Source organism: Brevibacillus laterosporus (genome assembly GCF_030489605.1).
GTDB classification, from domain to species: domain Bacteria; phylum Bacillota; class Bacilli; order Brevibacillales; family Brevibacillaceae; genus Brevibacillus_B; species Brevibacillus_B laterosporus_E.
In genome coordinates, this window is the sequence record NZ_JAUKFY010000005.1 from 128,929 (window position 1) to 150,482 (window position 21,554).

Sequence of the window (21,554 nt, forward strand, 5' to 3'; positions counted from 1 at the left end):
TAAATGACTCTTGTTAACTTGATCGACGAAGTGGACGATTTGTGGCATAAACAGGGGAAAACAGGGCACTCTAGGGCTATATTCACCAAAAAGTAAGGAGTGTCCTGTATGATCCAAAAATTGCGTGGGCGACGTTTTTACTTATTTATTTTGTTTGTAGCTATTTTAGAGCTATCCATGATGGGATTGCATTCATTGGAAGGAAAAAAGGCAACGCACAGCAATCAGACACATGTACTTGCTGAGGAAGTGAAGAAGCCCTCTCTTGTCGTGGAACATCAGGTTAAAGGGAATGATCTGGAATTAAAATTGATTGTTCAAGGGTTCCAGTTCTCATTGGAAAACATGGGAAAAGAAAATAAAGACGGTGAAGGCCATGTTCATTTGTATGTAGATGGGAAAAAGATAGCCAAGATTTTTGGCCCGCAATTTACCTTAGCGGATGTGGCTCCCGGTAAGCACAAAATAGAAGTGGAATTAGCCCATAACAACCATGAATCATATGGTGTCAAACAGACCTTTGAGATCGTAGTCAACTAAGCAAATGAAAAAGAGAGTCTCATGAGGCTTTCGCTTACATAGGAAAAAGCTGTGGAGTCCATGAAAGACCATCCACAGCTTTTTGCTTTTTGTTCTGTTGTTCGTTATTATAGGTAGTTTACGGTTACGTGTTGTGCATCTTGAGGTAAGGTAATCACCGTAGTTGGGTAGGTAATTACTTGAAGCAGCATTGATTTTTGAGGTCGCTCTTCTACGACATGGATGACATAAGTTCCGTCAGTCTCTTGCTGGACCTTGTCAACCTTGATAGAATAGCCACTGGTAGGGCGCTCACCAAGCGCAATGGCTACATAGGTGAGATCATTTTCATGAATCAGTCGATAGCCGCCCTGTTCTTGTATATCGGCAAGCGCCAGATCTACAGAAGCAGGGTAGGGAGTAGGAGCAGTGCTAAAATCACTCATAGATACAACTCCTTTTTGGTTAGACTGTTGAATATTGTGAGGCAAAGAGATATCCTGAGCTGTTGCAGTTGGGGTCGTGTTGATGTAGGAGATCAGGATTCCTCCCATTAGCAATAGACCTGCTAATACATGTTTCATTCTCTATTCCTCCTATGATTTCCTCCATCTACCGTTACGAATAGAGGTGAGCTTCGTGAATTTATATAAATGCCTGGATATGTTGTCAGAACGTACAATAGAAGAGATTATCCAGGAACAGAACCGCCGATTAAGCATGAAATGCGGCAAATCTTTAATGAACCGACTGCAGGATACAAGCTTCTGTCAATCATTATGGGAAGCACTAACAGAACACGAGCGTCAAGCAGTATCTCTTTTTTATACAAATGCCCAACAGGGATTTATACGTAAGCGTGAATTTGAGACAATTACTCAGCAAGATATTTTGTTAACTGCAGGTCTTACAAAGCTACGTCGGCTAGGTATTATTTATACGGTTCGAAAAATGTGGAGCGAGATAGGCTATATGATGCCATTCGAATTACGTAAAAATATATACGCCTTTAGTAGCCATACATACAAAAAAGGGATAGTACCATCAGTAAAAGAGGAAGCCATCCCGCATGTATTTTCCTATTCATTTCCAGCAGGGCGCGGTATCCATATGGACATGCTTGCCTTTCTGCTGTTCTTAAGAGAACAATCGGTTTCCCTTACACAAAAAAATGGAATACCCCGGCGAATGCTCCTCAAATGGATGGATCGCATTTCTTTGAGAGATGAACATATGCGGGGTTGGTTTTCTAGTCTTTTGCCGTCTGAAGTAAAGGTAGATGATCAAACGCCCGTTTCTTTTCTCTTTGATCTATCCTTACGAATGCGGCTTGTCTATTTACAAGATAAAAGAATTTGCCTGCATCACGCAATATTAAATGATTGGTTACGAAAGAAAAATGTGGAACAAATTGAGGATATCAAAGCAAACTTATTACGATACTACGCGCCAAAAGAGTCATGGCAAGAAGGATTTCTGTTTGAATTGCAATTGCTCGATAAAGAATGGTACAGGGTAGACGAGATTCTTTCTAAGCTAAGAAAGATGGGCTACAGGCTACCAGAACAGGCTCAGGAGCAATTGAAAAAGGCCTGGTTACATCCTTTGCTTGGTTTTGGCTTAGTTCAATTAGGCGAAGATAATGAACAAAATCTGTGGATTCGCCATAATCCGTATCATCAGGATCAGGAGGATCATCAGCCTAAATGGTATTTGGATTCGACTGGTGAAGTGATGGTTCCTCCGGGTATGATGTTAGCTCAGCTGTGGGAGCTGAGCCGTTTGGGAGAAATGAATGTAGCTGGAGATTTTATTACCTGCAATCTAACCTCCCAACGTGTCCAGTCTTACTTATCTACAGGAGGAAATGTTGACCAAATCCTTCAGTTTCTCCACGAGCATACAGCGCATCCAGTGCCGGACTCTGTCGCGCAACTCCTCATAAAATGGTCAGAGGAAGCGAAACAGCTCTCCTATGAGCAGGTGATTCGGTTTAAAACGACCAGCCCTGCTTTGTTAGCTGAATTACGTGAAATAGGAATTCTTGCCCCATTTATGTCGGAGGTAATTTCGCCTGTAGCTTTTTTACTTCCTGAAAGTAAATTAGAGGAATTTATCTCCTTGCTTAGGGAATGTGGGTATGAGCCGCAGTCAGGGGAAATCCGGCGTTTTCAGGCTTTAGGCTCCTGTTTCGATGAGAATATCTCGGATAACAATCACATTCCATCAGAGATAAACCTAGATAGAGAAGGCTTTTTCCCCTTGGTAACACCCTTTCTTGATTTTAAGGTTGAAAATGTTTTTCCTGATGTCGGTGAAGCAATCCCGGGTCTATCAACCTTGCCAAAAATGTGGACAGAACATTATCAAGGCTATCATCCGAATACGATGCGCTTGATGCTAAAACGAGCACAGGAGCTTCGATTGGAGGTACAATGCCAAACGCATCGACAGGATGAATGGACGGGCAGAGTACAGGAGATAGCATTGGAACATGGTTACTGGCAAGTACATATGATGTCAAAAGATAAATTTTGGAAAGAAAAAGTAGATGAGATATCGCGGCTACGTATCTTGATTCCAGCGTACTTATAGGAAAGTCAAGTAAAAAATGTGTGATGTTTAAATCTTTCCTGTGCCTCCATAAGGGGTTTCGTGCTAAAATAACAGTAGGTTTGCCTGTAAAGGAGGTAAAACATGATAGATATACCAAGTGAATTAGATATGGCTAGCTTGTTGCATGAGGCTGATCATTTAGCCATTATGATAAATGATTCAAAAGAAGTGAATGATTATTTACAAACGAAGCAAGCTATGGAAAATGACGAGACAGTCTTACTATATATCCAGCGCTTTGAGCGTAAAAAGCAAGACTATGAAGAAGTGCAACGTTTTGGCAAGTATCACCCAGATTTCCACAAGGTAATGGCTGAGATTAGGGAATTAAAGCAGTCTTATGAAGCGTTGCCAACTGTTCGTGAATTTAAGAAAGCAGAAGCACGCTTAGATCAGCTATTGTATCAAGTAGGTCGGGTTATAGCTGATTCTGTATCAGAGAGTGTTAAAGTTCCTAGCAATAACCCAATTATGGAGGCAATGGCCAGCGGTTGCGGTACTGGTGGTAGCTGTGGTTGCGGTAATAAAGAAAAGAAACACGCTTAATAAAAAATACGACAGCGCTCATAAAACTACGTCTTATGGCTTGCTAGAAGGCGTAGTTTGAGCCTGATTACATAGGATTGTCAGTAGAGGAAGGAGTTTTCAGGGCACGATGAGACTGAAAAGATTGGGAGTAGCTGTTTGGATTAAAAATCCTCGTGTTGCGAAGAATTTACGAAAATTCGGCACCATTCATTACGTATCCAAAAGACTCAATTACGTTGCCATGTATGTGGACGCTGAAGAAATTGAGCAAGTGATATCACAATTGGAACGGCTTCACTTTGTACTAAAGGTAGAACGTTCACATCGCCACGAAATCCCAACCGAGTATAACAATGCGAAGCCGGATAAAGCGAAGGAATTTGACTACCAATTAGAGAAAAATCAACTGATGGCTTTGGCCGAATCCTTAATCAACGATAATTCATCTATCGCCAAATCGGAGCATCCGGCTGTAAGGCCTATTCCGGTTCAAAGCTAGCAAACAGAGTTTTTGAATGAAAAACATAAAGGCGCTTTTCTCATCCAATCAGTTAACAGTGATGGGAGAAGCTTTTTTTATTTTTCTTAATCATTGTCTTAACGGTGGAACCGGAAAATAAAAAAGTGAACTTTGTTTCACTTTTTTGTAATTGGGCCACGTGGTATGATAGGGAAATAAGGTTTAAGGTAAGGTAAAATATTACAGCTTTGTTTGAATGCGCTTACAATGATATGGACAAAGAGAGAGCGAGGGGACAAAGACAGGATGAAACTAGATATTAACTGCGATATGGGAGAGATGTTTGGGCGTCATGGACTCGATGAAGATATGGGAATTTTACGCTGGATTACATCGGTCAATATTGCTTGTGGCTTTCACTCTGGGGACCCGCATGTGATATGCCGTACTGTTGAAGCAGCACTGAAGCAAGGTGTGAAAATAGGTGCTCATCCCGGTTACCCTGACGTTCATGGGTTTGGGCGTCGTTCCATGAATTTGTCCATGCGCGAAGTATATGAGCTGGTGTTATATCAGGTGTCTGCTTTGGAAGGAATTACGAGAGCACTGGGAGGCACATTGCATCATGTGAAGCTGCATGGAGCTCTGTACAATGAAGCAGCGGAGCGGCCAGAATTAGCAGAAGCAGTTGTTCGTGCTATTACGGATATTCGAGAGGATTTAATCTTGTACGCATTATCAGGAAGCTCGTTGGTTCAGGTCGGGTTAGAGCATGGTCTGTATGTGGCGGAGGAAGTATTTGCAGATCGAGCATACCTGCCGAATGGGCGATTAGCTCCACGAGAATTGGAGGGAAGCATTTTAATTAGTAAGGAGGAGCAATTGCAGCAGGCAAGTCAGCTCGTAAAGGAACAGCGGGTCCGAACGGTGGATGGCAGTGTCATTGAATTAGCCGCAGATACACTTTGCATTCATAGAGAAAGTCCTGATTGCATACATGTTCTAAAGGAATTGCATCGTTGGGCACAGCAAAACGAGGTTCATCTAGAGGCTATTGCTGTTTGTTAATTTTAGAAAAGGGCGACTTAGGTCGCCTTTCTAGCTACGGGGTGATATTTCTGAAAAATAAGTTAATTCATTCTCTGCAACATACATTATTGAAAGCGATGGTTCCTTTTATAGGAGGTGGAAGTACCCCTTCGTCCCTTTTCATTCCAAATGCCCACAATGTTACGGTGAAAACCTTTGATGGCAAAGCGGGGAATTGGCTTACTACAAAAAATCCTGTTCAATACCAAGCAGCTATTGTGCAGGGAAATGACAGCTTAGCTCCCCTAGCGTGGGGGGACCGTTTGCAGGGAACGGGCTGGTATCATATGTATAAGCCGGGAGAGATTACAGGAAAGCAGATCAATGGCATGCTAGATGATGCCACATTTCTGATCCGTATCCCAGATGAATGGAATGGAAAATTGGTGGTGGCTGGGGTACCGGCAACGCGTAATGAAACATCAACCGATTTATTATTCAGTGATTACGTTCTGGGAAAAGGCTACGCTTTTGCGGCTATTGATAAAGGAACCCCGGGGAAGTGTGATCCAAATGATCCGCTAGCAAAAGTGAAAAATGCACTGATAGCAAAGGACGATAGCATAGCGAAATGGCATAGGTGCTTTCGACAGGTAACAAAAGTAGCTCAAGATTACTTAACCACTCATCATCGCGATCAGTTGATTTCCAGCAAGGATGTCTGCAATCCGGCTCATGTTTTACTGACTGAACATCATCGGGTTCCTACCTATGCAATGGGGATTTCTAACGGTGGCTATGTAGTGAGGTATGCACTGGAACATGATGATCCCCAATTGACTGGAGAACCGGCCTTATTTGATGGAGGAATAGATCTGGAAGGGGTGATGTGGCAAGCAGAGGCTCCAAATTTAATTAGCTCGCTCGCCACCGCAGTACAGCATGCCCATGCTGCTATATATGGTACAGGGGACGTACAAATGCAGGCACGCACATGTATCTATGCAGCTGGAATGCCGGTAGGCTCTGAAAAATTATGGGCATATTACGATCAGCTCTATTGGTTTGTTAGCTTAAATATTTATCGAGATAAGTTTGATCCCACCGCTCCTCATCGATTGGCTTGGCAGGATTATCTCTGCTTTGATCAAACTGGCGTGCGAGACCGAAGCTATGACCACATTTTTGCTTCTTATGATTATAAAAAAAGACCTTCATCAGTCAAACAAGCAGTTCAGCAGATTGCAAATACAGGCCGAATACATGCGCCGCTTATTTCAATTGCTGGAACATGGGACGCTTTGATTTTTCCCGATGTACATGCAAAGGCCTATGCAGAATTAATCCAGCAGGCAGGGCAAGCGAGTAAGCATCGGTTGTACATGATTGAACAAGCGAATCATGTGGACGGTCTGGTTTGGAGCAAGGTTGATCCTGAGCATGAATTACAGCCAATGCTACCTTATGCACACCAATGTTTTGATTTATTAGTCAAATGGGTGGAAAATGGAATTAGTCCTCCTGCTAGTAAAAGCATATCAAAACCGCTTCATCCAACACATGTAATTGATGTGGTGACTGGAATAGAAAGGGAACCGCAGGGATGAGATGAAAAAATATCAGCAGCAAAGAAACTGCATATTTCCTGTCAGTATGCAGGTTTATTCTGCGTTTCTTCTTATTTTCATTAGAAATGATGTCCCACAATAGAAATGGACTATGTTACAATCTGTAAAGAAGTTTCTTGCATTAGCCGATTGTACCAGTAGAGGAATTATTATTCAGCTTTGGCTTGGGAAGTAGTGGGGAGAGTTCTACATGAAAGCAATACATAAGAAAAGTTTAGCAGTATGTGTAGGTTTACTAATGTGCTTTGCAGCTACGGCAGCCTACATGAAATTGCCTGAGATCAAGGAGTTTTTATCTTCGTTACAATCTGATTCTTTATTTTATAACAGTACAACCTCAGTAGATCCGTTTCGTAAAGAAGAGTTGTTGCCGCCAGTTGTCAAAGAACTTAATCCTTCTTATACAATTAAGGCATCTTTATCGCCTGATCAAGCAACAATAGCAGGAACGGTTACTATGATTTTTGATAATCCACAGACGGAGAAGCTCTATCTGTATTATTACGGTTATAAATGGAACAACAAAATTTCCGCCATTCGCTGGAAAGGAAAAAGTATGACCTATAACCGGCGCGATCCAGTCCTTGTGTTGGACAACCCTGCTAAGAACGAAACACGAACACAGCTAGAAGTGGTTTTTGAAACAAAGGTTCCACGTGGGCCAAAGCGCTTTGGTGTTCATGAAGGAATTTGGACCTTAACGCATTGGTACCCGATGCTTGGAGCTATGGATCAGCATAAGCACTGGTATGAGCCTCCACAGATAATTGGATATGGCGATCCTTACATTTATCATTATGCCGATTATGAAGTTGATATGGTCTCTCCCTCTTCATTTGAATGGGTAACCTCGTGGGGTAGAGGGAAGAAATCCAGTAATGGAGGTGGCCGATCTACTTATCATTTTACAGGTAAAAAGCTACTTAATTTTACAATGGTAGGCAGTCCATTATACAAAGTTGAAACGGTCAAAATCTCTCCAAATCTGACAGTGGATATTGGATCGACAGATGCAGCTCACTTGGCAAAATTAAAGGAGATCGCCACTCAGGTTCTGCCGATTTACAGCAAATTAATGGGCGAGCTTCCTTATCCTCGAATTGGTATAGCAGAGACAGGAAATGACACAGTCTACGCTATGGAATACGCGAATATGGCTATTATCGCCAAGCATATGTTTAACGGCAATCGGGTAGAGCATTGGTTACCGCATGAGTTAGCTCATTTGTGGTGGTACAATTCTGTTGAAAATATTGAGCCGTATACAGGATGGATGGACGAAGGATTAGTGGAGGCGAGTGTTACCTTTTATTATCGGGAACGCTTCGGAGAAAAAGCCGCGGCCAAAATATTAGCGGAGTACCAGGCGGAGGCGAATAAGCTGGCAAAAGCTTATCCATATGGGAAACTTTCGAATCACCTGACACAGTTTAAGGATTACTATGAATTTGATTGGACCTGGTACTCCAATGCGGCCTTACTGTTCGATAATTTACGAAAACAACTGGGGGACCAATTATTCTTTGACTTTTTAAAACGGGTGCAAAGCAATTACCAGCATAAAGTCATTGGTCCGGAGCATTTGGATCAAGCGTTAGGTCAAATCTTAGGAGCCGAGGCCCAGTATTTTGTGCCAAATGTCCATAAACAAAATCAAAAGAGCTTTATCCCAATTGCTGCGGAGTACTATGTGAATATCATTATAGGTCAAACGCATTTTTATCCAGCTACAAGGGGACGCATCCGTAATCAAGTGGTTTATTTGCCCCTGCGCGAAACCTTGGAACAGCTAGGTTTTAAGGTAACATCGGATCAAGCCAATCGTATCATACGAGCAGAGTCAAAGCGTAACGTGATTGTTTTCCATGAAAAATCAGATCGTTATGTGTTAAATGGGATTGAGCGGAAAATGCCGGTTCCTTTGTTAGAGTGGCACGCACGCAGCTTATTCCCGCTTGCTTTGCTAAACGAGGGCTTAGGGTACCGAGTTGCCTATCAGAAGGAAAAACGGACGGTCACCATTCAATAATAGTGACGAGGGGAAAAACACCATGCAATCAACTAATATTATTCTTATTGGATTTATGGGAACAGGTAAATCCACAGTAGGTGAACAACTAGCACAGCGGCTACATTATGAGCGATGTGATCTAGATGAAGAAATCGTCAAAGCAACTGGGAAAACCATTCCCCAAATCTTTGCCGAGGATGGCGAAGAGATCTTTAGACAGCTTGAGACGAATGTGTTACGTCAAATGGTAAACGGAAATCGCCGCGTGATAATCACGGGTGGCGGAGCGGTGTTGCGACCGGAGAATGTTCAGGTAATGCTTCAGAATGGACGAGTAGTAGCCCTTACTGCTTGTGAGCAGGAGATTATTCGCCGTGTTGAGCGAGATCAGAATAGACCACTTCTTCAAGGAAATGTGAAGGAAAAAGTACGAGAACTGCTACAAGCACGCGCAGGGGCATACGATTTTGCTCCGATTCAAATCGATACAACGGGGAAAACGATAGAAGAAATTGTCGATGAAATAACCACCGCATAACGATTTAAATTGCTCTTCTTCGGCAACACTAATGCCAAGGGAGGGATGCGCGATGTCTTCGCAAGAATACGTTAAGTATATGACCAAGCGCTTTGTGCAATATTTGGAGACTCCTAAGGAAGAGCGTCGGCGACAACGTGAAGTACCGCGCGAACCTTGGTCTTCTAAATGGTTTGGCGCAATCCCGATGTCCATCAAGCTATTATTCAAAAAATAACATCTGGGGGTTCTTATGCCAAAAGTAGCCGTTGAAAAAACATTATCCCATGTAAGCTCGATGCTTCGCCGTAATGGTTTTGATGTGGTTGAATTGGGGAATTGGCAACAGATGGTAGATGCTGTAGTCATTACAGGTATGGATGAAAACTTGATTGGGGATCAGTCCAAGAGTATTGCAGGAGCGCCTGTAATCAATGCAGAGGGCATGACACTTGATGAAATTTTTCATCAGGTAAATGAGCGCTGTTCTCCTGTTGATGATGGTTTTCGCTGAATAAAGGTCAAAACGGTGGTATTCTCTCAAACGCAAGGAGAGAAACCACCGTTTTGCTATTTTACATTGTTTGTGAAGTGTGTACGATACTTCCGACTTGCTCAATATAAGAGTAAGGTAAGAAACGCAACCCTGAGTCCCAGACACCTATGTACGGTTCATTATCCCAGACGTGAACGGTTCCGATGGTAAAAGGAGCCATCACTTCTTTTTCGAACAAATCGGCAGTAATAATAATCGGTTCATTTGGTTTTTGAGTGAGCAAGTAGGTTAGCTCTTGTTTTGGCGTAGTGGGACGATTCACTCTTGCGGTTAACCAGTCAATACGGGAAAAAGGGTCCGTTTCCGTAGATAGCAACGTCCGGCTCAAAGTTAGTTGAGCCTCTTTATCCACTAATTTTTGACTAGCGATACGATGCATAACGGATGGATCAGGCTTGAGTCGAGACGGAAACTTTTCGCCGGATTTCGCATCGATATATTCATGCGTATCTGCTATCGGTATGCGCCAATACGATGTAAAGCCATCATAATATAATTCTGCTTTCGCATCTTTTGGTGCCAGCTTTTGATCAAACAATGTATATTCACCCAGTCCGTATTCCATCAAAATAAATTCAGGAGTTGCTTGGTTTGCTGTCTTTTGCGACTCGGTGACAATCATATAGCCAAGGGGTTTGTCTTTTTCCTTTATCGTGACCAGCCATTCATGCGAACCAGGACCTAATGCTTGGATTTCAATGCTAGCTTGTTTCCAAGCTTTGAACTGACTATCCTTTTCTTCTAATTTTTTCATCCAAGTCTGAATGTGTTGAGTAAAAGCTGCAGTCCAGGGACCTTCCTGAGCAGCATGCGCTTGAGATGAGGGAAGCGAGAATAAGAGGAGCAGCAACAAGAATCGGCTCGCTAGTGAACGTAGTTTCATACACTGAGACACCATCCCTTCGTAGGTTACGTTACCTATTGTATCCAAATGTCATCAAAAGATTTGTTGGTTGCTGTCAGCTCTCCTCTATATTTCTTCGCTGTTGTTTTACAAATTTCTGGGCAATGTAGAATCAGGTCTAACTAAGCAACGCACCGATTAAATTGGTGGCAAATTAAATAAATAAAACAAGCCACCATTGATAAGCTTTACCTCGACACGCGGCTCATATTGCCAGCGTAATTCGCTTATGCGTCGCTCCTTTTCCTCCTCGATACTGCTTGCTTTCCATTCCTCTTGTTCAATTTGCTCCTTGGGTGTTTCTTGTATGCCGTTTATTCGTAGAAAATCAAGAATACGCCCACCCTTCTGTAAATGCTCCTGCATTGTTGCAGGAGATTGTGAGAGTGTTACAGGAATCGATTCATCAGCGATAAGTGTCGGACGCTTCACCGAGAGCAAATGCCCCAATAGAGAAGGGGGGGAATCCGTGTGAAGAACTGGGGTAGCGCTTGTTTCACCTTGTATGCTCTTGACGATTCCACTCTTTGCATCTGGAGCAGGGGTTATAACGGAAGCATTTGAGGCTTCTTCTAAATCATCTTCTCCATTGTCTTCTCCTTTAGGAGTTGTTTTTGAAGCCTTAGCCTGCTCCCGCTCTTGTTCTAGTGCCGCGTGCTTGTAATATTCCTCTAAGATGTCTAACTCCTCTTGAAGACGGAGGCGAGCTTGGTCAGCCCAGGAATGATCTTGATTATCTAAAAAATGGTACACTTCACTTTTAGCCATCTCAATAGCCTGGGGAATATCCAGACGGCGATCCAATGTATAAAAATAATCAGGTATAGCAGGAGTAAGCTGTAACCGCTTGAGAAACGGGTAAAAATCCTGCACTACTCGCGCTTGATGTAGATTTATCCCGAGAGAAAGAAGGAAATCGCGTTTTTTGTCACAGATAAAAGAAACTTTTATATTTAAATGGAGCCATGGAGTTAGCGCTGTCGATCTTCGTGTCGACATACTTGCTTTTTGCAAAATACCCTTTGGAGCTTCGTACATACATACAAAACGTCCGTGCTTGTAGGTAGATTCAAAGATTTGTTGAAGCCGTTTTGAACCAAAATGAATATGCTCAGCCCGCAGCTCCTTTGGAATCTCGGTTTGAGGAAAATAAAGGGTGAGGTGGAGTGGCTGAGGAGCGATGTTCATTTTCTCCACCCACGACCAGTAAAATGGGCGATTGCCGATATCCTTATCTACATCCTCTGGTAATTTTACAGTGACATAGTCTGGATGGTTCTCAACCACGTGTGACTGAAAGGCTGCAAAATACTTTTCTACGAATTCCCGTACTTCCGTCTGTTGCATGAGGGGGAACTTCCTTTCTCGATAAGTGATGAAGGTGTGAGAATTTCCTGAACCACCGGTTGCAAAGGTGCTTATGATTGCGGAAGGGATTGTGGGTGTTTATGCAGCTCTTTATTTTGGCGTAGAGAGCGAAGCACACTGCCCATATTATCCATTTTTAGTGCCATTTCTTTATTGGAGCGGGAATCCATTATGATTTCTACAAGACTTTGCTCCAAGGACTTTGTTAAAGCAAGACGTTCGACTATATCATCGAGCTCGCCAATAACCATTTCAAATAGATCAATTTTTTCATATAGCAAGCGCAGGATATGTTCTTCGATCGTATCGGTGGTGGATAAGTTATAGATAAACACATCCTTTTTTTGACCGAGTCGATGAACACGTCCGATTCTTTGTTCGATGCGCATTGGATTCCAGGGCATGTCATAATTGATGACGTGATTGCAAAATTGCAGGTTAATTCCTTCCCCGCCAGCTTCAGTAGCAATGAGTACCTGTGCACGGTTTTGAAACAAGTCCGTCATCCAATCTTTTTTACTGCGCTTAAAGCCTCCCCGAAAAGGGACCGATGTAATACCGTTCTCGCTTAAATATTTTTGTAAATAGTTTTGGGTTGCGCGATATTCGGTAAAGATGATCACCTTGTCATTGATTTGTTTTAATAGCTCTACGGTTTTTGCCGCTTTGGAATGCGTCTTAATTTGCTTGATCATATCGACCAAACGCATAATTTCCGCCCGCTTCGGAGAGTCCTCTGGGGCTTTCTGATGCATATGATATAACGTCATAAAGGCAGCTTCACGACTCGAGCATACCTCTCGTTGCAGGGTTAATAAAGCTAAGGCATTGACCTTACCCGTCTCCTGCTGATATCTTTCCTTGACGAATTGAGTAACACCATCATAAAGCGCACGCTCCTCGGCAGATAACTCAATCGGGATAGATTGAACACGTCGCGGAGTAAAATGAACTCCCCCGTCACTGCGGCGATTGCGGATCATGATTTTTTTGATTTCCTTTTGCAGTTTACCACTGTTCTTCGCTTGGCGTTTGCCATCTACATAGGTGGATGAGAAGGACTGCGTATGCCCTAAATGACCGGGACGAAGTAAATTGATCAGATTATAGAGCTCATCCATCTCGTTTTGAATAGGGGTGGCAGTCAGCAGCAGACAATATTTTTTCTTAATCTCCTTCACGAACTGATAATTTTTCGTCCGTTTATTTTTTAGCTTGTGCGCCTCATCAATGATTAACATATCATAATCAATATCAAGCACATGCCGACGGTGAGGGTCCCGTTTAGCCGTATCAATGGAGGCCACAACCACATCATATTGGCGCCACATGTACTCCTTCTTTTGCGGCATGGCAGGAATGCTGAATTTTTGATTAAGCTCCTTGGTCCATTGTATGACAAGAGAAGCGGGTACAAGGATGAGAATTTTTTTTGCTAATCCGCGTACCATGTACTCTTTCATTATGAGTCCAGCTTCAATCGTTTTACCTAACCCTACTTCATCGGCCAAAATAGCCCGACCCCTCATCTGATTCAGGACACGATTAGCTGTTTCGATTTGATGAGGAAAGGGTTCTACATAAGGGAGGTACTTTAAACATTGAAGCTGATCAAAATCCGTTACCGCCAATGCCTCCTCTGCCTGTAATGCGAGCTGAAACAACTCCCATTTATTCCAAGGCCCATCCTGTTTAATTAATTCTTCCAAAGGGGCAGCCCAACTCGTATCGAAAGAAAGTGAGAAATTCGTCATTAATGGCATCTCCCTTCTTGCTATCTTAAAATCACAATGCAAATCTATTTAAAAAACGAACATTTAACAGAAGTAAGTGTTTTAATGTTAATAAATAATTGCTGTTTTGCAAATTTCTGTTTTCTTCTTTCCAAAGTCATGTTAGGATAAAGAAGACAGACAGGAAGACACGTTATAGTATGCGTTTCTTTCATAGATTTTATGTACAATAACCCTTCTTTTGCGAATGAAGGTAGTAGGGAGAGACTGCGAGTAACATCTGTGCAGCGCCGAAGGAGCAAACCAGGAATGGTGAATCTCTCAGGCAAAAGAACCTCTACTGGACGCACCTCTGGAGAGAGCTTTTTTCATAGAAGCCACCAAAGGGGAAACCTGCTTAACAGTAGGGTAACTCTCAGGTACCGGGACAGAGAGCTTGGGGAGCGGGCGCTTATTTGCGTTGGCTGTCACAGGCTCGCTGTCTTTTTTTGTGCTATCAAAAATGATAATGATGCAAAAAAGATAGTAAAAGAGCAACAAGACTCTGCCGGCGCCAAGTTTCGTTTAGGTGAAAAACAAAGAGATGAAGAAAGCGAGTGGTTACATGTCAGAGCTGAAGCAAACGCCATTGTATCCGATCTATGCTACACACGGGGCCAAAACCATTGATTTTGGCGGCTGGGACCTTCCCGTTCAATTTAGCAGCATAACGCAAGAACACGAAGCGGTTCGTACAAAAGCAGGCCTATTTGATGTATCCCACATGGGTGAAGTGGAAGTAAAAGGGGAAGGTGCCCTGTATTATTTGCAACGCTTGACTACAAACGATGTATCGAAACTAGAGGACGGTCAGGCTCAATATGCAGCGATGTGTTATCCAGATGGTGGTACTGTTGATGACTTAATCATTTATAAAAAACGAGATCATGATTACTTGCTAGTAATTAACGCTGGCAATATTGATAAGGATTTTGCTTGGATGCAGGAAAATCTAACAGAAAATGTCACTGTTACAAATATCTCGTCCCAAATAGCGCAGCTTGCGATTCAAGGTCCGCTTGCTGAAACCATTCTACAGAAAATGACGGATGTGAACCTCAAGGAGATCGGGTTCTTCCAATTTAAAGAAAACGTTTCCATCGGTGGGATTGCTGCGTTAGTATCGCGTAGTGGTTATACGGGAGAGGATGGCTTTGAACTGTACGTGGATCAAGCAGATGCCATTGAGCTATGGGGAAAATTATTGGCAAATGGCAAAGAGGATGGCTTGGTTCCATGCGGGTTAGGTGCACGTGATACCTTGCGCTTTGAAGCTAAACTACCGTTATACGGTCAAGAGCTATCCCAGAACATTACTCCAATCGAAGCAGGCATTGGTTTTGCAGTGAAAGTAGATAAAGATGTACCCAGCATTGGACATGAAGTGTTGCTGGAGCAAAAAACGAACGGGGCTCCACGCAAGCTAGTTGGATTAGAGATGATTGATCGTGGTATTCCTCGCACACATTATCCAGTATTTGTTGGCGATGAACAGATTGGAGAGGTTACTACTGGCACACAATCACCTACTTTGAAAAAGAATGTAGGGCTGGCGTTGATTCAAACTGCTCATGCTACTATCGACAATGAGGTAGAAGTAGAGATACGCGGAAAACGCCTGCGTGCTAAAATTATCGCCACTCCATTTTATAAACGACCTAAAAAGTAAGGAATTCGAGAAGTTAAATCAGAGGGGGAGCCATCCGTGACATATCGTTATCTACCAACAACGGAGCAAGATAAGAAAGAGATGCTGGAATTTCTGGGTGTTTCCAGCGTGGATGAATTGTTTTCCGATATACCTGAAGAAGTGCGTTTTCCAAGAGAATTAGCAATAGACGAAGCGCTATCTGAGCCTGATCTAGTAAAATTCATGGGCGGATTAGCTTCGAAAAATGCTAACTTTACTACTCATGTAAACTTTTTAGGGGCTGGAGTGTACCAGCATTATACGCCAAGCACTGTTAACCATATGTTATTGCGTGGTGAGTTTTTTACTGCTTATACTCCGTACCAACCTGAAATCAGCCAAGGGGAGCTGCAGGCGATCTTTGAGTTTCAAACAATGGTTTGTGAACTCACAGGCATGGAGGTAGCCAATTCCTCCATGTATGACGGGTATACCTCGATGGCGGAAGCAGCAATGATGGCCGCTGGTCATAAAGGGAAGCCACGTGTAATTGTCTCCAAGACAGTTCATCCAGAAACACGCGCTGTCCTTGCTACCTATGCATATGGTCAACAAGTAGAGGTAGTTGAAGTAGATTTTACTCAGGAGGGTGTCACTAATTTATCCCAGCTAGAGGCTGCTTTAGAGGTGGAAACAGCCGCCGTATTGGTTCAATACCCTAACTTTTTTGGAAGCGTAGAGGATTTACGAGCAATTGAACAGCTCACTCATGAAAAAGGGGCTCTTCTCATTGTCTCCTCCAATCCAGTTGCACTAGGCTTATTAGAAGCGCCAGGAAAATTAGGAGCAGACATCGTGGTCGGCGATATGCAACCGTTCGGAATTCCGGTGTCCTTCGGAGGTCCGCACTGCGGATACTTTGCTACAACTTCCAAATTAATGCGGAAAATGCCAGGCCGTATTGTGGGTCAGACCAAGGATGAGGATGGCAAACGTGGTTTTGTACTCACCCTTCAAGCACGTGAGCAGCATATTCGTCGCGAAAAAGCGACTTCTAATATATGTTCCAATCAAGCCTTGCTAGCGCTGGCTTCTTCAATTGCTTTAACTGCACTTGGTAAACAGGGAGTGCAGGAAATGTCACAAATGAACCTGCATAAAGCTCATTATGCGAAACAGGTTCTGGGCCAGCTAGACGGTGTAGAAAATGTATTTACAGCTCCATTTTTTAATGAATTTGTGATCAAGTTGCCAGTAGCTGTAGCTGATGTGAATCGTAGCTTGCTGCAAAAGGGCATCATTGGCGGTTATGATCTGGGACTCGCTTATCCAGAGCTTGCCAACCATATGCTGATCGCCGTGACAGAGCTGAGAACCAAAGCAGAAATTGATCAGTTGGCAAAAGAATTGGAGGCGATCCTACATGCGTAACGATAAACAAAAAGAGATCATTTTTGAAATGAGCAAGCCAGGACGCATAGCTTATAGCTTACCAAAAAATGATGTTCCTGAAGCTGAGATCTCCTCTTATTTTCCAGAGCATTTGATTAGAAAAACGCCAGCAGAATTGCCAGAAGTCTCTGAGTTGCAATTAGTGCGCCACTATACCGAATTATCGCGTCGAAATCATGGCATTGACAATGGATTCTATCCATTAGGCTCTTGCACGATGAAGTATAATCCAAAAATTAATGAAGATATTGCTCGTTTTGCTGGATTTGCTCAGGTACATCCTTATCAACCGGAGGAATCGGTACAAGGTTCACTAGAATTATTGTATAATCTACAAAATGAGCTGGCTGAAATCACAGGCATGGACGCTGTGACCTTACAGCCTGCTGCGGGTGCAGCAGGAGAATGGACAGGGTTGCTATTGATTCGGGCTTATCATGAAAGTCGGGGAGAAAAGCGTACAAAGGTCATTGTGCCAAACTCTGCCCATGGTACAAATCCTGCATCTGCAACGATTGCGGGATTAGAAACAATCACAATCCCATCCGATGATCGTGGACTTGTTGATATTGAAGCTTTGCGTCAGGTAGTAGGACCAGATACGGCAGCCTTGATGCTCACGAATCCAAATACATTAGGTCTATTCGAAGAAAATATAGTGGAAATGGCTCAGATCGTACATGAAGCAGGTGGAAAGCTGTACTATGACGGAGCAAATGCAAACGCCATTTTAGGGATTGCTCGCCCGGGCGATATGGGCTTTGATGTTGTGCATTTGAATTTGCATAAAACCTTCACTGGTCCTCACGGCGGCGGCGGTCCGGGAGCAGGTCCGGTTGGCGTAAAAGAAGATTTAATCCCATTCCTGCCAAAACCAATGGTGAAGAAGACTGATGAAGGCACTTTTACACTCGATTACAATATCCCGGCTTCCATCGGGCGAGTAAAAGGCTTCTATGGCAACTTTGGCATTTTGGTCCGCGCTTACAGCTATATACGCACGATGGGACCAGACGGCTTGCTGCAGGTGTCTCAAAACGCTGTGTTAAACGCTAACTATATGATGCGTAAGTTAGCTACTGCATTTGAGTTACCTTTTGACCGAGTATGTAAGCATGAATTTGTTCTCTCCGGCGTTCGTCAGAAGAAATTAGGGGTACGTACGCTTGATATGGCTAAGCGTTTACTAGATTTCGGCTATCATCCACCTACAATCTACTTCCCATTGATTGTTGATGAATGTTTAATGATTGAACCAACTGAGACAGAAAGCAAGGAAACTCTTGATGAATTCATCGAGGTGCTCCTGCAGATTGCCAAAGAATGCGAAGAAAATCCGGAATTGGTTCAAGAAGCACCTCATACAACGGTAGTAAAACGGCTTGACGAAGCAACTGCAGCAAGAAAACCAATCCTGCGTTACCAGCCTGAAGCTTAAAGGTTTATATAATTGGAATCAAACATCCCGTGTCCCCTACAGGTTACACGGGATGTTTTTGTATAAGCTCCGAATTAACGAGCAGGGGCTTTTTGGTGTTTCCAAAAAGGTATATGCTGGTTTACGTGTAAATAAAATCGACATTTGTAAAACCAATATTTTTGATGCCAAAGAGCTTATTCTCTCCCATTTACTCTGGGAAAATCGGCTGTTTTTGGTGTCGAGATATCCGGTAATTCAATAATAGTTCTCAAATTTGTAACATATTTATCATTTATTTTGATACTTTCGTCCGATATAAAAGTGTATAGGAATGACTGGAGGGAAGCATACCGAATGAAAGTATTTAATATGTGTAAGAAAATTAGCCTAGTGACCAATATTCGCATCCTTGTTGCGATTGGTTTACTGTTCAACTTGATTATGAGTGGGCTAGGAATGTATTTTATGAAAGATATTAATGATTCATCTACGTTAATTAATCGAAATGTCGTAGATCCATTAGTGAAAGCCAATAATTTACGTTCAGACTTTTATAAGTTAAGATTTGCTGTTCTGCAAATAATAAGTGAGTATGATGTAAAAAATTATGACGAGATTGACAAGCTGTACAATACTGTTTTAGCCTCGGAAGCTGATTACTTTACGAATCGGGAAGAATATGAGTTTGACCGAGAAAAGAAGACGCAGATCGATCAATTATTGCGTGGCTATCTTGAAAATTGGGTGATGATTCGCGATACGTATTTAAAAGCCAACAAACCAGTCCCGCAAGAAGTTAAGCAGACTTTTGCCGATTATGCGATTAAGTTGGATAAAAATGTGAATGATCTCATTCTTTACTTAACAACAAATGGAGACAAGCTAGATTCAGATGCAACAGAAAAATATGAGAACGCCTGGAACTACTATGCTATTTTAATGGGATCTGTTATTTTTACCGTCGTGTTGGTATCATATATTCTTTCTACTTCCATTAACAATTCTGCTAGAGAAATGATTCAGTACTGTGAAGAATTTGGAAAAGGGAATCTTACAATTAAGATTGAGGAAGCTGACAATACAGAGTTTGGTAGAATGAGAGGGGCATTGGCGAATGCCGTTGTAAATACCTCAGCAATGATTGATACTGTACAACGAAAATCAGATGATCTAACAAAGGCCTCACATAATTTAAGTGCTATATCGGAGCAGTTAAGTGCAGCGTTTGAAACCGTCTCACAATCTGTCCACGAAACCTCTACAGGGGTGGGAGAACAAACCAGAGACCTAGTGGCGATCGCTGAGACCATGGCTGAATTTGGCGAACAGCTAACGGAAATTGTGGAATCTATTCAAGTAGTCGATGGATTAACTCGTGATATTCAAGACATTGCACGCGAAAGCGACATACATATGAATAAAACAGCTCAATCTGTGGAGCATACCAATGAAGTGTTCTTAGGACTAATTAGAAATATTACGAAAGTAAATGAGAATGTAAACAAGATTGATGAAATTACGGGTTTAATTAATACAATAGCGGATCAGACTAACTTACTAGCCTTAAATGCAGCAATTGAATCAGCGCGTGCCGGTGAACATGGCAAGGGTTTTGCAGTAGTAGCAAATGAGGTGAGAAAGCTAGCAGAACAATCCCGCGTTTTCTCTCAACGCATTAGTGACCAGATTGGTACAATTTCTAAGGATTCCGAGCATATGCTACAAACAGCAGATGAAATGCAGATGGAAATGTATACGCAGAAAAACGATATTGCTAATGCATTACACTCCTTTGCCAACATTACAAAGGCTGTGGAAGATATCGGACCGAAAATTCATCATCTGAGTCAAAGCGCCGGCCATATCCTTCAAGAAAAAGAAACCATTTCTGCAAGAGTAGAAAATAGTACGGCCGTTGCGGAAGAAATATTTGCGAAAACAGAAGAGATTGCCAGCACCTCTGAACAAACAACAGCTTCCTCACAGGAAGTGGCTACGACAGCAGAGGTTATGTCAGAAATGACCAATGATATGCAGACTGTAATGAACAATTTTAAAGTATAAATTTGATCAAGAATTATAGATTGCGACAGGCCGCTCGACAGTTGGCGCTTGTCTCTTACTCTATAGAAGCCTTACAATGAGGAGTGTACTATGTCTAAGCAGCGTTGTTTGCAACAGATATAGAGTGCGAGCAGTCCTCATTAACACAGATTGCTCCCAGCCGTTTGATTGAACGTAGATATATGGGAGGTATTTAGCATGGAATTGGAAAAATGGCGTTATGTGGTGACTCCGCCTATGTCACCTGAAATGAACATGGCAATTGACGAAGCCATTTTAACTTTGCACAGCCAAGGAAAAGTACCGCCTACCGTTCGTTTTTATACATGGAACCCGGCGACTCTCTCCATCGGTTATTTTCAAAAAATGGAAAAAGAGATTAATATTGATGAAGTGAAGCGTCTTGGACTTGGATTGGTGCGACGCCCGACAGGAGGGCGAGCAGTCCTTCATGATGCTGAGCTTACCTATAGTGTGATTGTATCTGAAGACCATCCGCAGATGCCAAAAAGCGTCACAGAAGCTTATAAGGTGATTTCCATGGGTTTATTACATGGATTTCAGAAACTAGGGCTAAAAGCGGAGATGGTGTCGCTTGCTACAGAGGAGGAGAAGGCAAAATATAATTCTCCAGGCTCGTCTGCATGCTTTGATTCCCCTTCCTGGTATGAATTAGTGGTAGAAGGGAAAAAAGTAGCAGGCAGCGCACAAACACGTCAGAAGGGTGTTATCCTTCAGCATGGGTCCATCTTGTTGGATATGGATGTTGATCTGTTATTTTCTCTGTTAACGTTCCCGAGTGAACGTGTCAAGGAACGGATGATGAATAGCTTTAAACAAAAAGCGGTTACGATAAACGAAGTAAGCTCAAGACCTGTTTCTTTAGAAGAAGCGATTGAAGCCTTTTATCAAGGGTTTGCCGAGGGCCTGGGCATTGAGCTTATCCCGATGGATTTAACAGCCGAAGAGCAGCAATTGGCAAAAGAATTAGCGGAAAATCGATATAGTACGGATGAATGGAATTTCCGCAGATAGAAGCACCTGAAGCCCTTTTCTTAAACGAAGGTCAAAACACAAAGA

19 protein-coding genes and 2 riboswitches are annotated in these 21,554 nt (G+C 42.7%); of the genes, 15 read left to right on the plus strand and 4 right to left on the minus strand.

The window, feature by feature from the left end; translation table 11 throughout:
* The first annotated feature begins 108 nt into the window (after positions 1-108).
* Entirely contained in the window at positions 109-540 is a 432-nt protein-coding gene (locus QZ995_RS07815; protein WP_301805184.1) for a hypothetical protein, read from the plus strand.
* A 107-nt stretch (positions 541-647) separates the two neighbouring features.
* Here QZ995_RS07815 and QZ995_RS07820 read toward each other — a convergent pair whose 3' ends face one another.
* The gene (locus tag QZ995_RS07820) at positions 648-1,103 is read right to left on the minus strand and encodes a protease complex subunit PrcB family protein (RefSeq protein WP_301805185.1); all 456 of its coding nucleotides are present in this window, start codon (positions 1,101-1,103) and stop codon (positions 648-650) included.
* Positions 1,104-1,158: 55 nt separating this feature from the next.
* Between QZ995_RS07820 and QZ995_RS07825 the strand changes: the two genes are divergently transcribed.
* The 9 genes from QZ995_RS07825 (at position 1,159) to QZ995_RS07865 (ending at position 9,822) form a co-directional block, all read left to right on the plus strand.
* Positions 1,159-3,114, plus strand: a complete 1,956-nt coding sequence (locus tag QZ995_RS07825; protein WP_301805186.1) for a hypothetical protein — start codon at positions 1,159-1,161, stop codon at positions 3,112-3,114.
* A 102-nt stretch (positions 3,115-3,216) separates the two neighbouring features.
* Positions 3,217-3,681, plus strand: a complete 465-nt coding sequence (locus QZ995_RS07830; protein WP_301805188.1) for a YlbF family regulator — start codon at positions 3,217-3,219, stop codon at positions 3,679-3,681.
* Between the two features lie 109 nt (positions 3,682-3,790).
* Complete coding sequence (locus QZ995_RS07835; RefSeq protein ID WP_301805189.1) at positions 3,791-4,162, plus strand: YlbG family protein; 372 nt, start codon at positions 3,791-3,793, stop codon at positions 4,160-4,162.
* A gap of 267 nt (positions 4,163-4,429) precedes the next feature.
* Positions 4,430-5,191 carry a 5-oxoprolinase subunit PxpA gene (locus QZ995_RS07840; protein ID WP_301805190.1) on the plus strand — a complete coding sequence of 254 codons (762 nt, stop codon included), beginning with the start codon at positions 4,430-4,432 and terminating at the stop codon, positions 5,189-5,191.
* Positions 5,185-6,759, plus strand: a complete 1,575-nt coding sequence (locus tag QZ995_RS07845) for an alpha/beta hydrolase (protein ID WP_301805192.1) — start codon at positions 5,185-5,187, stop codon at positions 6,757-6,759. The genes QZ995_RS07840 and QZ995_RS07845 overlap by 7 nt, the downstream gene beginning before the upstream one ends.
* Before the next feature lie 211 nt (positions 6,760-6,970).
* A complete protein-coding gene (locus tag QZ995_RS07850) occupies positions 6,971-8,809 on the plus strand; it encodes a stalk domain-containing protein (protein WP_301805195.1) in 1,839 nt (612 codons plus the stop codon).
* Positions 8,810-8,831: 22 nt separating this feature from the next.
* Positions 8,832-9,329 carry a shikimate kinase gene (locus QZ995_RS07855; protein ID WP_301805196.1) on the plus strand — a complete coding sequence of 166 codons (498 nt, stop codon included), beginning with the start codon at positions 8,832-8,834 and terminating at the stop codon, positions 9,327-9,329.
* Between the two features lie 52 nt (positions 9,330-9,381).
* Entirely contained in the window at positions 9,382-9,546 is a 165-nt protein-coding gene (locus QZ995_RS07860; RefSeq protein ID WP_022585028.1) for a YqzE family protein, read from the plus strand.
* Positions 9,547-9,561: 15 nt separating this feature from the next.
* Positions 9,562-9,822: a YkuS family protein gene (locus QZ995_RS07865; protein ID WP_301805200.1), complete on the plus strand. Its 261-nt coding sequence runs from the start codon at positions 9,562-9,564 to the stop codon at positions 9,820-9,822.
* Between the two features lie 61 nt (positions 9,823-9,883).
* Here the strand turns inward: QZ995_RS07865 and QZ995_RS07870 are convergent, their stop codons facing one another.
* The 3 genes from QZ995_RS07870 to QZ995_RS07880 form a co-directional block, all read right to left on the minus strand.
* Complete coding sequence (locus tag QZ995_RS07870; RefSeq protein ID WP_301805202.1) at positions 9,884-10,747, minus strand: hypothetical protein; 864 nt, start codon at positions 10,745-10,747, stop codon at positions 9,884-9,886.
* Positions 10,748-10,906: 159 nt separating this feature from the next.
* On the minus strand, positions 10,907-12,115 hold the full coding sequence (locus tag QZ995_RS07875; RefSeq protein WP_301805205.1) for a YqhG family protein: 1,209 nt from the start codon (positions 12,113-12,115) through the stop codon (positions 10,907-10,909).
* Positions 12,116-12,186: 71 nt separating this feature from the next.
* Positions 12,187-13,890, minus strand: a complete 1,704-nt coding sequence (locus QZ995_RS07880) for a DEAD/DEAH box helicase (protein WP_301805210.1) — start codon at positions 13,888-13,890, stop codon at positions 12,187-12,189.
* Positions 13,891-14,117: 227 nt separating this feature from the next.
* Positions 14,118-14,215: riboswitch (glycine riboswitch) on the plus strand.
* Between the two features lie 4 nt (positions 14,216-14,219).
* Positions 14,220-14,302, plus strand: a riboswitch (glycine riboswitch).
* A gap of 171 nt (positions 14,303-14,473) precedes the next feature.
* Here QZ995_RS07880 and gcvT point away from each other — a divergent pair.
* The 5 genes from gcvT (at position 14,474) to QZ995_RS07905 (ending at position 21,509) form a co-directional block, all read left to right on the plus strand.
* Complete coding sequence (gcvT, locus tag QZ995_RS07885; RefSeq protein ID WP_301805608.1) at positions 14,474-15,577, plus strand: glycine cleavage system aminomethyltransferase GcvT; 1,104 nt, start codon at positions 14,474-14,476, stop codon at positions 15,575-15,577.
* 36 nt (positions 15,578-15,613) lie between these two features.
* Positions 15,614-16,969: an aminomethyl-transferring glycine dehydrogenase subunit GcvPA gene (gcvPA, locus tag QZ995_RS07890; RefSeq protein ID WP_301805212.1), complete on the plus strand. Its 1,356-nt coding sequence runs from the start codon at positions 15,614-15,616 to the stop codon at positions 16,967-16,969.
* A complete protein-coding gene (gene gcvPB, locus QZ995_RS07895; RefSeq protein WP_301805213.1) occupies positions 16,962-18,428 on the plus strand; it encodes an aminomethyl-transferring glycine dehydrogenase subunit GcvPB in 1,467 nt (488 codons plus the stop codon). Before gcvPA ends, gcvPB begins: the two co-directional genes overlap by 8 nt.
* A 336-nt stretch (positions 18,429-18,764) precedes the next feature.
* On the plus strand, positions 18,765-20,474 hold the full coding sequence (locus QZ995_RS07900; protein WP_301805215.1) for a methyl-accepting chemotaxis protein: 1,710 nt from the start codon (positions 18,765-18,767) through the stop codon (positions 20,472-20,474).
* Positions 20,475-20,678: 204 nt separating this feature from the next.
* A complete protein-coding gene (locus QZ995_RS07905; RefSeq protein WP_301805610.1) occupies positions 20,679-21,509 on the plus strand; it encodes a lipoate--protein ligase family protein in 831 nt (276 codons plus the stop codon).
* Positions 21,510-21,554 lie beyond the last annotated feature (45 nt).

Bases quoted from the DNA above. Each gene is read 5' to 3' on its own strand.
- QZ995_RS07815 (WP_301805184.1), top strand. From the start codon at position 109: ATGATCCAAAAATTGCGTGGGCGACGTTTTTACTTATTTATTTTGTTT.
- QZ995_RS07820 (WP_301805185.1), bottom strand. From the start codon at position 1,103: ATGAAACATGTATTAGCAGGTCTATTGCTAATGGGAGGAATCCTGATC.
- QZ995_RS07830 (WP_301805188.1), top strand. From the start codon at position 3,217: ATGATAGATATACCAAGTGAATTAGATATGGCTAGCTTGTTGCATGAG.
- QZ995_RS07835 (WP_301805189.1), top strand. From the start codon at position 3,791: ATGAGACTGAAAAGATTGGGAGTAGCTGTTTGGATTAAAAATCCTCGT.
- QZ995_RS07840 (WP_301805190.1), top strand. From the start codon at position 4,430: ATGAAACTAGATATTAACTGCGATATGGGAGAGATGTTTGGGCGTCAT.
- QZ995_RS07850 (WP_301805195.1), top strand. From the start codon at position 6,971: ATGAAAGCAATACATAAGAAAAGTTTAGCAGTATGTGTAGGTTTACTA.
- QZ995_RS07855 (WP_301805196.1), top strand. From the start codon at position 8,832: ATGCAATCAACTAATATTATTCTTATTGGATTTATGGGAACAGGTAAA.
- QZ995_RS07860 (WP_022585028.1), top strand. From the start codon at position 9,382: ATGTCTTCGCAAGAATACGTTAAGTATATGACCAAGCGCTTTGTGCAA.
- QZ995_RS07865 (WP_301805200.1), top strand. From the start codon at position 9,562: ATGCCAAAAGTAGCCGTTGAAAAAACATTATCCCATGTAAGCTCGATG.
- QZ995_RS07870 (WP_301805202.1), bottom strand. From the start codon at position 10,747: ATGAAACTACGTTCACTAGCGAGCCGATTCTTGTTGCTGCTCCTCTTA.
- QZ995_RS07875 (WP_301805205.1), bottom strand. From the start codon at position 12,115: ATGCAACAGACGGAAGTACGGGAATTCGTAGAAAAGTATTTTGCAGCC.
- QZ995_RS07880 (WP_301805210.1), bottom strand. From the start codon at position 13,890: ATGACGAATTTCTCACTTTCTTTCGATACGAGTTGGGCTGCCCCTTTG.
- gcvT (WP_301805608.1), top strand. From the start codon at position 14,474: ATGTCAGAGCTGAAGCAAACGCCATTGTATCCGATCTATGCTACACAC.
- gcvPB (WP_301805213.1), top strand. From the start codon at position 16,962: ATGCGTAACGATAAACAAAAAGAGATCATTTTTGAAATGAGCAAGCCA.
- QZ995_RS07900 (WP_301805215.1), top strand. From the start codon at position 18,765: ATGAAAGTATTTAATATGTGTAAGAAAATTAGCCTAGTGACCAATATT.